The organism is Arcicella sp. GW458-12-2-14-TSB2 (assembly GCF_059423785.1).
Genome location: NZ_JBWKYN010000018.1, coordinates 32,101 through 45,946 on the forward strand (window position 1 = coordinate 32,101; position 13,846 = coordinate 45,946).

Annotated in this window: 10 protein-coding genes and 1 tRNA gene; 5 read left to right on the forward strand and 6 right to left on the reverse strand. The window is 33.9% G+C overall.

Features of this window, described 5'->3' with window-relative positions; translation table 11 throughout:
- Window positions 1-18: 18 nt before the first annotated feature.
- Together AC07XN_RS04465 and pheT are read left to right on the forward strand one after the other, a co-directional pair.
- Window positions 19-1,371, forward strand: coding sequence for a S41 family peptidase (locus tag AC07XN_RS04465; protein WP_494742172.1), 1,353 nt, complete (start codon window positions 19-21; stop codon window positions 1,369-1,371).
- 166 nt (window positions 1,372-1,537) lie between these two features.
- Window positions 1,538-3,964, forward strand: a complete 2,427-nt coding sequence (gene pheT, locus AC07XN_RS04470) for a phenylalanine--tRNA ligase subunit beta (RefSeq protein ID WP_494742173.1) — start codon at window positions 1,538-1,540, stop codon at window positions 3,962-3,964.
- 67 nt (window positions 3,965-4,031) lie between these two features.
- Here pheT and AC07XN_RS04475 read toward each other — a convergent pair whose 3' ends face one another.
- Together AC07XN_RS04475 and AC07XN_RS04480 are read right to left on the reverse strand one after the other, a co-directional pair.
- Window positions 4,032-4,961 carry a phosphatase domain-containing protein gene (locus tag AC07XN_RS04475; protein WP_494742174.1) on the reverse strand — a complete coding sequence of 310 codons (930 nt, stop codon included), beginning with the start codon at window positions 4,959-4,961 and terminating at the stop codon, window positions 4,032-4,034.
- Window positions 4,962-4,968: 7 nt separating this feature from the next.
- Window positions 4,969-6,084 carry a DNA polymerase beta superfamily protein gene (locus AC07XN_RS04480; RefSeq protein WP_494742177.1) on the reverse strand — a complete coding sequence of 372 codons (1,116 nt, stop codon included), beginning with the start codon at window positions 6,082-6,084 and terminating at the stop codon, window positions 4,969-4,971.
- Window positions 6,085-6,523: 439 nt separating this feature from the next.
- Between AC07XN_RS04480 and ffh the strand changes: the two genes are divergently transcribed.
- Entirely contained in the window at window positions 6,524-7,858 is a 1,335-nt protein-coding gene (ffh, locus tag AC07XN_RS04485) for a signal recognition particle protein (RefSeq protein WP_309912049.1), read from the forward strand.
- 146 nt (window positions 7,859-8,004) lie between these two features.
- Here the strand turns inward: ffh and AC07XN_RS04490 are convergent.
- Window positions 8,005-8,082, reverse strand: a tRNA-Val gene (locus AC07XN_RS04490).
- A gap of 346 nt (window positions 8,083-8,428) precedes the next feature.
- On the opposite strand from AC07XN_RS04490, the gene AC07XN_RS04495 reads away from it, so the two are divergent.
- The gene (locus AC07XN_RS04495; protein WP_494742175.1) at window positions 8,429-9,202 is read left to right on the forward strand and encodes a TerC family protein; all 774 of its coding nucleotides are present in this window, start codon (window positions 8,429-8,431) and stop codon (window positions 9,200-9,202) included.
- Window positions 9,203-9,326: 124 nt separating this feature from the next.
- On the opposite strand, the gene AC07XN_RS04500 is transcribed toward AC07XN_RS04495, so the two are convergent.
- The 3 genes from AC07XN_RS04500 to gldG form a co-directional block, all read right to left on the reverse strand.
- Entirely contained in the window at window positions 9,327-9,782 is a 456-nt protein-coding gene (locus AC07XN_RS04500) for a thioredoxin family protein (protein ID WP_309912047.1), read from the reverse strand.
- A 180-nt stretch (window positions 9,783-9,962) separates the two neighbouring features.
- The gene (dnaN, locus tag AC07XN_RS04505; RefSeq protein ID WP_309912046.1) at window positions 9,963-11,087 is read right to left on the reverse strand and encodes a DNA polymerase III subunit beta; all 1,125 of its coding nucleotides are present in this window, start codon (window positions 11,085-11,087) and stop codon (window positions 9,963-9,965) included.
- 178 nt (window positions 11,088-11,265) lie between these two features.
- A complete protein-coding gene (gldG, locus tag AC07XN_RS04510) occupies window positions 11,266-12,930 on the reverse strand; it encodes a gliding motility-associated ABC transporter substrate-binding protein GldG (protein ID WP_494742176.1) in 1,665 nt (554 codons plus the stop codon).
- Window positions 12,931-13,173: 243 nt separating this feature from the next.
- Between gldG and AC07XN_RS04515 the strand changes: the two genes are divergently transcribed.
- Window positions 13,174-13,539 (forward strand): LytR/AlgR family response regulator transcription factor, encoded by a 366-nt coding sequence (locus AC07XN_RS04515; protein WP_309912044.1) that lies wholly within the window; start codon window positions 13,174-13,176, stop codon window positions 13,537-13,539.
- Window positions 13,540-13,846 lie beyond the last annotated feature (307 nt).

Consider the following 13,846-nt stretch of genomic DNA (forward strand, 5'->3'; position numbering starts at 1 on the left):
AATCAAACTTTATTTTATATGCTTCACAAAACTAAAAACATAGCAATTGTTGGATTGCTTTTTACGATTGCTTGGTTCTCTTCCTGCAAGAAAACAGAGGACAATGTCATTAGTAATGCTACAAAAGATGTAAGGGATAGCGTTTATGCTATTTCACAGGAATTGTACCTCTGGAATACGAATTTACCCGGTTCAGCTATATTTAACCCGACGAGCTATCCAACCGCTGATTCGGTAATGAGAAAGATAAGAACATATAGTCCTTTTGTAAATGGTAAATATCAAGATAGATGGAGCTTTGCCATTGAAAAATCTGTATGGGATAATTACGTAAGTGGTAATAGTACTGATACTGGCATACAGTATGCCTTTGTGAGTGCTACAGACTTAAGAGTTAAATTAGTCTATTCACAGTCTCCAGGGGGATTATTGGGTATAAAACGTGGGTGGCAGGTATTAAAAATTAATGGAATTGATGCCATTAGTGCTAATATTAATCAATTAAATACAGAGCTTGCCAAAAGTACTCAAACGACAGTTTTCCTTAAACCAGATGGTACACAACAAACACTAACGCTTACTGCGGCGGCTTATAAATCAGACTACGTAATAAACCCGAAAGTGTTTTCTGTAAATGGTGTAAATATAGGTTATTTTAATTTTGATTCATTTTTAGGAGATGCAATCAATGGTAAAACGGCGCAATCTACGCTTAATGTATTAGACCAAACATTTGCTGATTTCAAGTCAAAAAATGTAACAGAATTAATTTTAGATTTGAGATACAATGGAGGAGGCTATGGGTTAGTGTCTAATTATTTAGGAAATTTAATTGCTCCAGCCTCTGCAATTGGGAAGGTATTTGCCAAAACGGAACATAATAGCAATTATACACAATACAACAGCACTGATTATTTTACTAATGCTACTAATGGCTTGAAATTAAGTAGAATAGTAATCATTGTGAATAAAGGAACGGCGTCGGCAAGTGAAGAATTAATAAATGCTTTAAAACCAGTCATGACTGTTAAATTGATAGGAAATGCTACTCATGGCAAACCGGTAGGCTATTATGCTATTCCTACGATGGACTATTATGCTTTTCCTGTCGCTTTCAGAAATGTTAATTCAGCAGGTACGGGTGATTTTTACGAAGGTTTTGCGGTAGATAAAGTTCAAACAGATGATTTTACCAAAGACTTAGGTGATGCAGATGAAGCGTGCTTGAAATCTGCTTTAGAATATTACAGAACAGGTGTGTTACAATCTACTCCGCAATCAGCCAGAGTCAGTGCTGAAGTAGAGCTATTGAATACTAAAATAACAAAAGAGCGCCTAAAACTAACAGTTTATGATTTACCTAAAAAGTAAAATCATACGTGTTTTCAGGTCTTCATAATAAAAATCTTTACCCCACAAGATGCAAGCAATCTTGTGGGGTTTATTTATGTCTTCTATTTTTTGTTTAACTTTGCATTTCCGAGAAATTTTTAAAAGAAAACAATTCTCAATCACGAAATCTTACATTGCATTTAGAATGAAAATCTCCCTTAATTGGCTTAAACAATTTGTAGAAATAACAGAGTCGGCTCAAGAATTAGATAGTCTCTTAACTGGAACGGGCTTAGAAGTAGAATCCATCGAGCGTCACGAAGCAATTTTGGGCGGTTTAGAAGGTTTTGTAGTAGGTGAAGTACTTACTTGCGAACGATTTATGGTGAAAGAAAAGCAACTAAGTTTAACCACTGTTGATATTGGTGCTGAAACACCTTCGCAAATTGTTTGTGGGGCGGCTAATGTAGATGCTGGACAAAAAGTAATTGTAGCAACAGTTGGTACTACACTTTATGACCATGCCAAAGGAGTAGAGATTTTTAAAATCACTAGTAAAAAAACCTACGGACATCTTTCAGAAGGGATGATTTGTGCAGAAGATGAACTAGGAATTGGTACTTCGCATGATGGTATTTTGATATTGGATACTGATTTACCAAACGGTACGCCCGCTACTCAATACTTTAATTTAGAAGCAGATTTATTAATCGAAATTGGACTAACACCCAACCGTGCAGACGCTGCATCGCACTGGGGAGTAGCACGTGATATTAAAGCTAAAACGGGTCGTGCTATTACTTTGCCTTCCATAGAAGCTTTTAAAGTAGATAATACTAATTTCCCGATAGAATTAATCGTAGAAGACCCAGAGGCTTGTCCACGTTTTTGTGGTGTTACGATTGATGGCGTAAAAGTGCAGGAGTCACCAGAATGGTTGCGTAAATCATTAGAAACAATAGGCTTGCGTTCAATTAATAATATTGTAGATATTACCAATTACATCTGTCATGGCTTGGGGCAACCAATGCATGCTTATGATTGGAATGCTATTGCTGGTCAGCAAGTAATTGTAAAAACACTTCCAGCAGGTACTAAATTTACCACGCTTGATGAGGTAGAACGTACTTTAGGCGAAACCGATTTGATGGTTTGTAATGGCGATGAACCAATGGGTATCGCAGGTGTTTTTGGCGGAACAAAGTCTGGTATTAAGCCTGAAACTACTCGTGTATATTTAGAAGTAGCCTATTTCAACCCAGCTTCTGTGAGAAAGACTGCACAACGTCATGCTTTGAAAACAGATGCTTCGTTCCGTTTTGAACGTGGTACAGACCCAAATGCTAAATTATACGCATTAAAATACGCTGCTTTGTTGATTCAAGAATTGGCTGGCGGTGTAGTTGCTTCGGAAGTAAGTGATTTTTATCCAAATCCAATTGCAGATTTTACGATTCCAGTGTTATACAAAAACGTAAACCGTTTGATTGGTAAAACATTGGATACAGGCTTGGTAAAATCTATTCTTGAATCGTTAGATATTCAGATTCAAGGAGAAGATGAAAATGGTTTTACAGCCATTGTGCCACCTTATCGTGTAGATGTTACGCGTGAAGCTGATATTATCGAGGAGGTACTAAGAATCTATGGTTTTGAAAATGTAGAGTTGTCAGAAAATTTGGGTACTGAATTTTTATCTGGTTTCCCTCAGAAAGATAGAGAACAATTGCAGTTAAAAATCTCTCAGGTTTTAGCCGCAAATGGTTTCAACGAAATCATTACAAATTCTTTAACAAAACCTGCTTATTCAGCATTGGTTAAGGCTGATTTGCCAAATGATGATGTTGAAATCTTGAATAAATTATCAGAAGATTTAGGTGTGATGCGTCAGACGATGGTATTTTCTGGACTAGAAGTATTAGCTCATAATATCAATCGCCGTCAGAAAGATTTAAAAGTGTTTGATTTTGGTAAAACCTATCACAAAATCAATGACAAATACGTTGAAAAACGCCATTTAGCATTGTACGTAACAGGAAATACTGAAAATGAAACATGGCAATTGAAATCGCAAAAAGTAGCATTTCATACTTTGGCAAGTGCTGTGAATAAAGTGTTGGGTAGTTTAGGTTTCAAAAATTTAGACACAAAACCATTAGAAGGCACTGCTACTTTTGAATATGGACTAAGCTATGTATTAAATAAAAAAGAAGTAGTGAAAGTAGGATTAGTAAAACCAAGTGTAGCCAGAAAGGCAGAAGTAAAGCAGCACGTTTTCTTTGCTGATTTTGACTGGGATTATTTATTCAAGCAATATAACGACAAAGCTGCTTTTGTAGAATTACCTAAATTCCCAGAAGTACGTCGTGACCTTTCATTAGTGATTGACAAAACAGTTACTTTTGACCAAATTCAAAAGTTGGCACGTAATTACGAGAAAAACTTGTTGCGTCAGATTAATGTTTTTGATGTATATCAAGGCGAGAATTTAGGAGCAGATAAAAAGTCATATTCAGTAAGCTTTATCCTTCAAGATTACGAACAGACATTGACTGATAAAGTAATTGATAAAACTATGGAAAAACTAATGGCAGCTTTTGAAAAAGAAATCGGAGCGGTGATTAGAAAATAATTATCATATTGTCCTCTTAAAACGCCACGAGAATCTAAATCCTTGTGGCGTTTTTGTTTTTAAACGATTAAAAGTTCCCATAGTTTACTTGTAAACAAGCCAAGCCTAGTTCGTTTCTCCATAAGTCAACGATTTGATTACGGTCGTCTAAAACGAATTCTACGAAAAAAACATTTTTGATATACTGCTCATAAAACTCTTTCTTAATTTCCGCATCTTTACGACTATCACCTGTTTTTCTCATGTAAAGGGCATCATATTGAATCCGATTATAATGTAACCAATTAATCGTTTGACTTTTTGCATTATCTTCTCTGCCCGATATCAAGATGATTTTTGACCCTTTTTGGTAATAGGTTTTTAATATTGATGAAATAGGTTCATTCAATAAATCTGTTTCACAGCTTTTTGAATCATAAGGACTTCTATCATGAATAATGGCTAAAGTACCATCTAAGTCACAAATGATAGCGTGTGGTAATGTCTCGTCTTGTACTTCATAAAATGGCCCACGTTCTCTAGCACTTGATTTTGATGGTTTTATGGTGTCGGTAGTTGTATCAGTTTGTTTCAACATATATTGATGATAAAACTTCATAATCACTTCGCGACCTACCTTTTTCTCTCTTCTTTCATCTCGAATAATACATTCCTCTAAAGACGTATCAAATTCTTTAAACTCTATCGTTACTTTTTTGCCAGTCTCTTTTACATATTTTTGTGCAACTTTACGAATTGTTTCAATGGATTTTTCAGAAAGATTTGTATCGTCTAGTACTACATTTTTGCCTTCTTTCAATGCTTCAATAAGCATCACATTGCGAACAGTATCCACAAATTTTTCATTATCTAGCGAATACACCGAATTATCTAACATGTCTCTTAACTCATCTTTGTTAAGTCTTTTCCATGTACCCTTATTGTCTTTAATTAACTTTCGTGCGAAAGTGGATTTTCCACTCGCTGGTAAGCCTCTTAATATTAATATTTTCTTCATAAAATCACTATAAATTTACTGCCTCTCTTACTGCTAGTAATAGCGAATTGACAAAAGGCATTTCTACATCATCTGGTAACGTAGATATATCATAAAGTTGGTATAACTGTTGAATGTCATACTCTGTATTTTCTATAAAAGCATTCAAATTAATTTCTCCATGCCTTATTTTTAACAGTTCTTTAGCATTTGGCCGTCGAACATTAATTGTTCCTTCTGTCGCAATTTCACGGGCAATATCTAATAATCTTCGGCAATGCAAGAGGTTTTTACCATCTATTTGTTGCCCATGATTGTTTATATCAACATATCTTTGGGTATTTCTATTGGTCAGCCATTCATTATACTGGTTGTATTCGCGGCAATGAGCTGAATATCCTTCCTGATTATAATATAAAATAGTCACTGGTTGTTCTCCTTGTGGAATAGAAGATAATTTTAATGCATTTCCTTTTTCAGTTACAATGCCATGATATCCTAAAGTATTCTGAGCATCATAATACAAAGAAAAACAATCTTTAAAATGGTTTAAAGCAACTAATCCACACTGGTTTTCAAGAAGTTGATTAATACCTAAGTACGTTAATAATGAAATAGTTTTACCGTTTTCGTACACATAACAAAAATCGTAAGGAGACTTTCTCTTTACTTTATCATGTTCCCAATTCATCTTTTTTTGTAAGCCTCTAGCTTTTTTTATTTGTGCAATAGCATAGCCTCCAAAAGAATGTAAACATTTTTTTGTCAGGAATTTATCTCTTTCACGAATGATTAAATCGAAAGCAGAATGTTTTTCAATGATACAATCTTTGGGCATAAACAACAACTCCAACATTGTTGGGTTGGCAGATTGAAGTAATTGTAAATATCGCCTAACTTCATAATAACATTCATCTTTATTTACATCAATTTGTTCAAGATAGTTAAACCCAATCAGTTCTTTGGTCGATTGGGCATATACGCCTTTATAATCAATATCTGAATTTACTGTATTGGTGCCATAGGCTTGGCTACCTACTATAGTTTTAAATAGTATGTTCATTTGCGATAAACTATTTATTACTTTCCAGAAATAAATAGTTGTTTTAATGGGTCTAGTACTTGGCTGAGTAAAATAAACAATTTTATTGAATTGATAATGTCAATACTTGATTTATCATAAATTAGAAACCCTTAATGAGAATCTACTTGAAGCAATGACAAGTTTTTTAACGATACAAAGTTGAATAGCTAATACGCAAGGTATTTGCGTAGATGAAATTATTTTAAAACTATTTAGATTTGATTTTTGAAAGCCTTGATTCACATACAACATACATAAATCATTCTCTACTGTTTTATTAAGAATTTTGTACCTTTGTATTCTAACTCAAAATTGTATAGAAATGACTTGTCACAAAAATAAATCTGAGATAAAAACATCTTTAGATGTTGGATTAGTTTTGATGATGAAAAATACAAATCGTTCTGAAAAAAGTCTAGGAGTGTCAATAATGACTAAACTTTGTAAAAAATAATTTTGAGCAAAATCATACAAGAAAAATTAGAAGCAATAGATAAAAATGTTTGAGAATTTAAGCAGTAAAATAACCACCGCAATGCGTACCCTGAAAGGTAAGGGACGTATCACGGATGTCAATGTAGCAAGTACTGTCAAGGAAATCCGCAAGGCTTTGATGGATGCCGACGTTAACTATAAAGTAGCTAAAGAAATCACTGACCGTATCAAGGAAGAAGCAATGGGACAAAAAATCCTTATTGCCGTTGACCCTGGACAAATGTTGGTGAAAATTGTGCATGAAGAGCTCGTTAAATTGATGGGTTCGTCGGTACAGGCTATTAATTTAAAACCAGACCCAGCCGTTATTTTAATTGCAGGTTTACAAGGTTCTGGAAAGACTACTTTCTCAGGTAAATTAGCACAATACCTTAAAAAGAGTGGTAGAAATGTGTTGTTAGTTGCTTGTGATATTTATCGTCCTGCGGCTATCGACCAATTGAAAGTATTAGGGGAACAAGTAGGCGTAGATGTATATGCTGAACCTGAGAATAAAAACGCTGTTGAGATTGCCCAAAATGCCATTTCTTATGGACGAAAAATGGGTAAAAGAGTAATCATTGTCGATACTGCTGGTCGTTTGGCGGTAGATGAGGCAATGATGAATGAAATTGCAGCAGTTAAAGATGCTATCAAACCTTCAGAAATCCTTTTTGTAGTGGATTCGATGACGGGGCAAGATGCTGTAAACACTGCTAAAACATTCAACGAACGCCTGAATTTTGATGGGGTTGTATTGACTAAATTAGATGGTGATGCCCGTGGTGGTGCGGCGCTTTCTATTCGTCATATTGTAGATAAACCAATTAAGTTTATTTCTACAGGCGAGAAAATGGATGCCCTTGATCAATTCTATCCTGATCGTATGGCGAGCCGTATTTTAGGAATGGGTGACGTACTTTCTTTGGTTGAAAGAGCACAAAATGCTTTTGATGAAGAAGAATCAGAACGTATCAACAAGAAAATCCGTCAGAACCAATTTAGTTTTGAAGATTTCTATTCGCAGTTACAGCAAATCAAGAAAATGGGTAACCTCAAAGACTTGATGGGTATGGTTCCGGGAATGTCGCAAGCTGTGAAAGATGTAGATATTCCAGACGATGCGTTTAAATCTATCGAAGCTATTATTCAGTCAATGACGCCGAAGGAACGCCAGAAGCCTGAAATTTTAGATATGTCTCGTAAGAAGCGTATTGCAACTGGTTCAGGAACGTCTGTCACTGAGATTAATAATTTAATCAAACAGTTTGACGGAATGCGTAAAATGATGAGAATGATGAACAATGTGCAAGATGGCAAAATGAAAATGCCTAACATGGCAAATATGATGCGTAAATAGCTGTCAGCTTTGAGTAATTAGCTTTGAGCTTTATCAAACAAAAAGGGTTAAGAAGATTTATCTTTTTAACCCTTTTTGTTTGATATCAATATGAAGCCAATAAAAAAGCCTTAACATTTCAAAATGTTAAGGCTTGACTTGTTTGATGGTGGTCCCACTAGGATTCGAACCTAGGACCCCCTGCTTGTAAGGCAGGTGCTCTGAACCAGCTGAGCTATGAAACCAAATCCCTTTCTTTTAAGGTGGTGCAAAATTACGCTTTATTTCCTTACTGTGCAAATCTCAACGAAGAAAAAAATCAATACTTTTTTGTAAAAAATGATAAGTGTTTTATTATCAATAAGTTAAATTATAAGAAAATTTGCATATTTTTTTATTCTTTTATAATCAGCATGCGACCTTTGTAAAGTAAGGCTAGATGAGGCTTTAAAAAAGAAGAACTCATCAAAACGTTCATGCCATTTTTGGGATAAACTGTAGTGATTTTTAACCTTTCATAACAATAGAGGTTTTGTTTATTGGCTAAACTGAATAAATTTGTGTAATCAAATTATTTAAACCAAAACTAAAATGTCAGAATTATTTACAGCAGGGGGTATTATAAGTTTACTTACACTTACTTTTTTAGAAATCGTTCTTGGAATAGATAACATCATTTTTATTTCAATTGCAGCCAATAAATTAGCGAAGAAAGACCAAGCAAAAGCTAGAAATATAGGTTTATTATTAGCAATGCTTTTTAGAATTACCTTATTGTTTGGTATTTCATTCATTATTTCATTACAAGAACCTTTTACTTTCATCAATTTAGGTTGGTTTAATGCTGGGATTTCTGGACAGAGCTTAATCTTATTTGTCGGAGGATTGTTTTTACTATTTAAAGCTACTTCAGAGATTCATGAGAAACTTGAGGTAGGAGAGGAGCATGATGTAAAAGTACCTAAAGGTTCAGCAGCGGATAAATTGACGGCTGTAGTGCTTCAAATCGCATTGATTAACATTGTATTCTCGATAGACTCTATCCTTACTGCGATTGGTTTAACACATAATTTACCAATTATGATTATTTCAGTAGTACTGTCTATTGCTATTATGATGGGCTTTTCTGGGCCAGTTGGTGATTTTGTAAACCGTCACCCTTCTATTCAAATGTTAGGTATGGCATTTTTGATTATGATTGGCTTTATGTTAGTTGCTCAGGCTGCCCATGATGCTAACGTTTCTTTCTTTGGCTCAGAGGTAGGTGAGGTACCAAAAGGATATTTATACTTTGCTATTGCATTCTCATTGTTGGTAGAAGTATTAAACATTAAGATGAGGACAAAACAGGAAGTTGTTAAGTAAAATTTATGCTATCCACCGATTCATCAAAATAGCGCAATAGATTTTATAAGCACTTCAGTTACTAATAAAAAAGCCGTGACTTTGTTTGAGACAAAATCACGGCTTTTTTATTTTCTCAAAAATATTACTTTACAAATTTTTTCGCTTGTGCTAAAATTACATTGGCAGCATTCGGAATAGGGTTAGGAACACCTACCATAATCGTTTTAGGCTTACCGTTGCTATCAATAAAATAAATTGATGGGTATGCATCTACTGGATATTTTTGAGCAACTGCTGGGCCTTCGCCATTCTCATAATCCATGGCTACACAAATATATTTTTGGTTCATGTAATCTCCCAAAGCTTTATCAGTAAATACTTGATTTTTCAAGATTTTGCATGGTCCACACCAAGTAGTGTAGCAATCCATCATAATCATTTTGTTTTCTTTTTTGGCCTTTGCTAAAGCTTGTTTAAAAGTACCTTTGAAAAATTGAATGCCTGTAGCAGCAACTGGGTCTTTTGAAAGAGTTGGTTTAGCATTTACACCGATGGCAAAAAGGATTAATAAAGCAGATAAAATTCTAGTTTTTAACATTTTATTAAGATTGATTAAGTTTGATACAAAACGTTTAAATTGGTTATAATAGTTTAGCTGATGAATAATTCTTTAACTGTTAATTGAATAACAAAGTTTGTCATTAACAATCATTAACATTTTAAAACTAAAAAGGCGTAAGAATAAAACTCTCACGCCTTTTTTCGATTATATTTTTAATTATGCATAAGTATTAAGCATAACTGGCATTACTAACATTAAAATATCTTCGTCAGCTTTTTTGTCAGCAGGAATAATCAAACCAGCACGGTTTGGCTGAGACATTTCTAGCGAAATCATGTTTGAAGTAAGGTTGCCCAACATTTCAATCATGAATTTAGCATTAAAGCCAATTTCCATTTCATCTCCTTCATAATCACACATTAATCTTTCATTAGCTTCGTTAGAATAATCCAAATCCTCAGCCGAAATCACTAAATCGTTGTTTGATAGTTTTAAACGAATTTGATGAGTTGTTTTGTTTGAATAGATAGAAATACGTTTCAAAGAACCTAAAAACTCTGAACGGTTGATTGTCAAAACATTTGGATTGTTTTTAGGAATAGCATTTTCATAATCAGGGAAACGCTCGTCGATTAAACGACAAATCATTCTCACATTATTGAAGCTGAAGAAAGCATTAGATGTACTAAAATCTGAAGTAACGGTAGTATCGTCAGAAGGCAATGATGATTTCAATAGATTCAATGCTTTACGAGGAATAATCATCGTAGAATCATACTCAGACTTTACATCGCTTCTTTTATAGCGAATCAAACGGTGACCGTCTGTTGCTACAAAATTGGTATATTCAGGTGACAGTTGTACATAAACGCCTGTCATTGCTGGACGTAAGTCATCGTTTGAAACAGCAAAAATAGTATTTGAAATGGCTGCGCTTAGTACTTCAGCAGATATTTGTACTGACAAACTCTTTGTCACTTGTGGCACTTTAGGGAAATCGATTGGATTCTCGCCTGATAGCTTATAACGACCATTTTCGGTGATGATTTCAGTACCAAAAGTGTCTTTATCAACTTTAAACGTAATTGGCTGATCTGGTAACCCTCTGAGAGTATCCAACAATAAACGAGCAGGAATAGCGATTGCTCCGTTGTCTGAAGATTCAATTGCTAGCGTCGTAATCATTACCGTCTGTAAATCAGAAGCAGTCACTGTCAGTTGAGTTTGATCAATTTGGAATAAGAAGTTTTCCAAAATAGGTACAATCGGATTATTAGCAATAACGCCATTAACTGTCGATAGTTGTTTCAATAAAACTGATGAGGATACGACGAATTTCATTATCTTGAGGAATATTTTTAGTTGAGAATGACTATTACATTATCAAAACGCATCGGGTTTTGATATTGAGTACTTTATTTTTAAAAATTACAACAAAACTACGAATAAGCCCCGACTTTTAATTATTTTTCACCAAAATTCGCTAAGAAGAAAGATTTTTTTTGCAGTTAAAAATATATTATCGTGTATATTTTCTTTGTCTCCAAAAGTTTCTGGCAAGCCCAAGAACCACTAAAATGATTACGGGAACAATTAAATTGATTGATTGCCAGTAGGTTCTTTCATCTTGCAAGGCCGCTTTGTCTAAAGGTCTTAGTTTAATTTCTTTGTTTCGGGCTACTATTACGCCATTATCATCCAATAAATAATCAATAGCATTTAATACAAAATCTTTGTTGGCAAATGTATTGCCAGAGTATTTATCAAAACCAAGGGGTAGGGGAGCATTGTGTTTTTGATCAAAATCATTCACAGGAATGTCTCCATCTGAACAAACGATTATTTTAGAATCCTTACCCTCTGCTTTAAAGGTAGCAAAACGAGAATCGCTAGGCAAAATTCTATTTTTGAATAAAGACTCGAATTTACCTTCAAGCAATATACCCACTGTTTGAACACCCCCTTTGTATTGATTCGCATTCAAATCTTTACTAGCGAAATTATAGCTCATAATCGCTGGAGCGTGCAATAACTGCGTATATTGAGATGTCATTAACAATGGTACTTTAGTAATGCCATCGGCACGAACAGTATCTAATGAACCTACATATTTAGTATAAATAGCATCCAGATTTCTAACAATTGGCGACTTCCCAAAAGTGTTGATTAAAGGATAATATTGCCATTGAACAAGCTGAATATTAGAACGGTCGCCAAAATTTCCAATGTCCAAAGGAATAGCCGCACTCATTTGGGCATCCTTAATTAAATTAGGATTTAAACGGACACCATATTTAAACAATAAATCTTCTAATCCAACATTTTGAATTTGAGCCATATTCCCTTCGCGAGCGACAGAATCCACCTTTACTGCATCAACAAAGAAAATCGCCTTGCCTCCGTTTATAATAAATTGGTCAATTTTGTATTTATCATCATCGTTGAAAAGCTGGTCGGGCTTTAACACAAAAATAGCATCTAAGCCATCCAACGTAGGGGAATTTCTTAAATCAACAGGATATAATTCATAGTTGGGCTTTAAAGCACCAATTAAGTCTAGCTGATTAACCGCAGGAAGCGATGTATAATTAATAAAAAAGCCAATTTTCTTTTTTTGAGTAGCTGTTACTCTTTTGATGGCAGAAGCTAACTGATACTCAACACCTTCGTAAGACTGGTTCAAAATTTCTTGTGGAGAGGATAATTTATTCCCTTTTAATAATAAAGTAGCAATTTCCTTGCCTTTATAAGTGATAATTGCACCGGGTAGAATCAAACTTTGCGTTTTTTTCCCATCTTCATTATTGTAAACATTAGTAGGCGTAATTCCCTTTTTAGCGATAGCCGCTATTCTCTCATTTCTTGTTTTCTCGTCTCTATATTCAGCATTCAAATCAACAAAGGTGTATTTCACGTTTGAACCACCATAAATCCTAAATTCATCCAGCGTCTCTTTAACAGCATTTTCTAAGCGCTTAAAACCAGCAGGAATACCTTTTCCTGTTAAATATACTTTTATATATACTTCATCATCAAGGTTTTGTAATAAATTCTTGGTAGCATCAGCAATCGTATACCGTTTTTCTTGGGTTAAATCTAACCGAAAAAAGAAATGGCTTGCCAATAAATTAACGCCAATTACTGCTATAAAAATGATTATAAATTGAATGCTTTTATTTTTCATTTAATTTTTAGAAAATTTTCTTCTCACTGTTTTTGATATAACAGAGACTGAAATGTATTGATGTTTTATACAAGCCTACAAAATTAGTATTAATCTTTTATTAATTCATTTAAAACGAAGGTTGAAACAAAACGGTATTCATAAATAAAAAAATAAAAGATTTTGTTACCATCATAACGCCTTTCTACGACTAAACTGACAGGAACTTGAATAGTTTTTCTAACCACCAACTATAGATAGCGTATGTCACTTTTAATACCTCGCCCAAAAATACAACTAACCGTTGATTTAAAAAGAAAGATATTCATAGGAATAGATAGGATAATTATGTTGGAAGCCAGCGGGAATTATACCCTAATACACTTGAAAGATGGAACAAATTCCTTGTTTGCAAAGTGTATTAATGCCTTTGAAGATGAATTGAATGCTCAGGGATTTCTAAGAGTACACAAGTCATATATCATTAATCCTAAATACGTTGTGAAATATATTAGTAAAGATAATACCATCATCATGGACAACAATTTGTATGCGCCTATTTCCAGAAGAAAAATGAGTATGATTAAATCCTCCTCTATCAGAAAAATTGTGGGGAAATATACCAAGTAAAAAAAATCTCTAAATCTATATATTATATTTTTATTAAGCAGTAGTCCTTTTGATTGGATTACTGCTTTCTTATGTTTGGTAGAAAGTAACGTAACAAGGCACTAAACTAAATAAATCAACTATTTTTTTGTTTACCCTCTTTTAAAGAGATAATATAATGCCCTCTGAAATATAAATTTTGGTATCGATTTCGTTATTTAATTGATAGCCTGATTTTGGAAAATTAAGTTTTGAGGTTTATCTTTGAAGTAACTGCTTTTAGGTATAAAAAAATAAATTTTATACCAATCATGAAAACCGTTTTTAG

Excerpts from the sequence above, each read along its gene's own strand:
- AC07XN_RS04465 (WP_494742172.1), top strand. The coding sequence starts at position 19 with ATGCTTCACAAAACTAAAAACATAGCAATTGTTGGATTGCTTTTTACG.
- pheT (WP_494742173.1), top strand. The coding sequence starts at position 1,538 with ATGAAAATCTCCCTTAATTGGCTTAAACAATTTGTAGAAATAACAGAG.
- AC07XN_RS04475 (WP_494742174.1), bottom strand. The coding sequence starts at position 4,961 with ATGAAGAAAATATTAATATTAAGAGGCTTACCAGCGAGTGGAAAATCC.
- ffh (WP_309912049.1), top strand. The coding sequence starts at position 6,524 with ATGTTTGAGAATTTAAGCAGTAAAATAACCACCGCAATGCGTACCCTG.
- AC07XN_RS04495 (WP_494742175.1), top strand. The coding sequence starts at position 8,429 with ATGTCAGAATTATTTACAGCAGGGGGTATTATAAGTTTACTTACACTT.
- AC07XN_RS04500 (WP_309912047.1), bottom strand. The coding sequence starts at position 9,782 with ATGTTAAAAACTAGAATTTTATCTGCTTTATTAATCCTTTTTGCCATC.
- dnaN (WP_309912046.1), bottom strand. The coding sequence starts at position 11,087 with ATGAAATTCGTCGTATCCTCATCAGTTTTATTGAAACAACTATCGACA.
- gldG (WP_494742176.1), bottom strand. The coding sequence starts at position 12,930 with ATGAAAAATAAAAGCATTCAATTTATAATCATTTTTATAGCAGTAATT.
- AC07XN_RS04515 (WP_309912044.1), top strand. The coding sequence starts at position 13,174 with ATGTCACTTTTAATACCTCGCCCAAAAATACAACTAACCGTTGATTTA.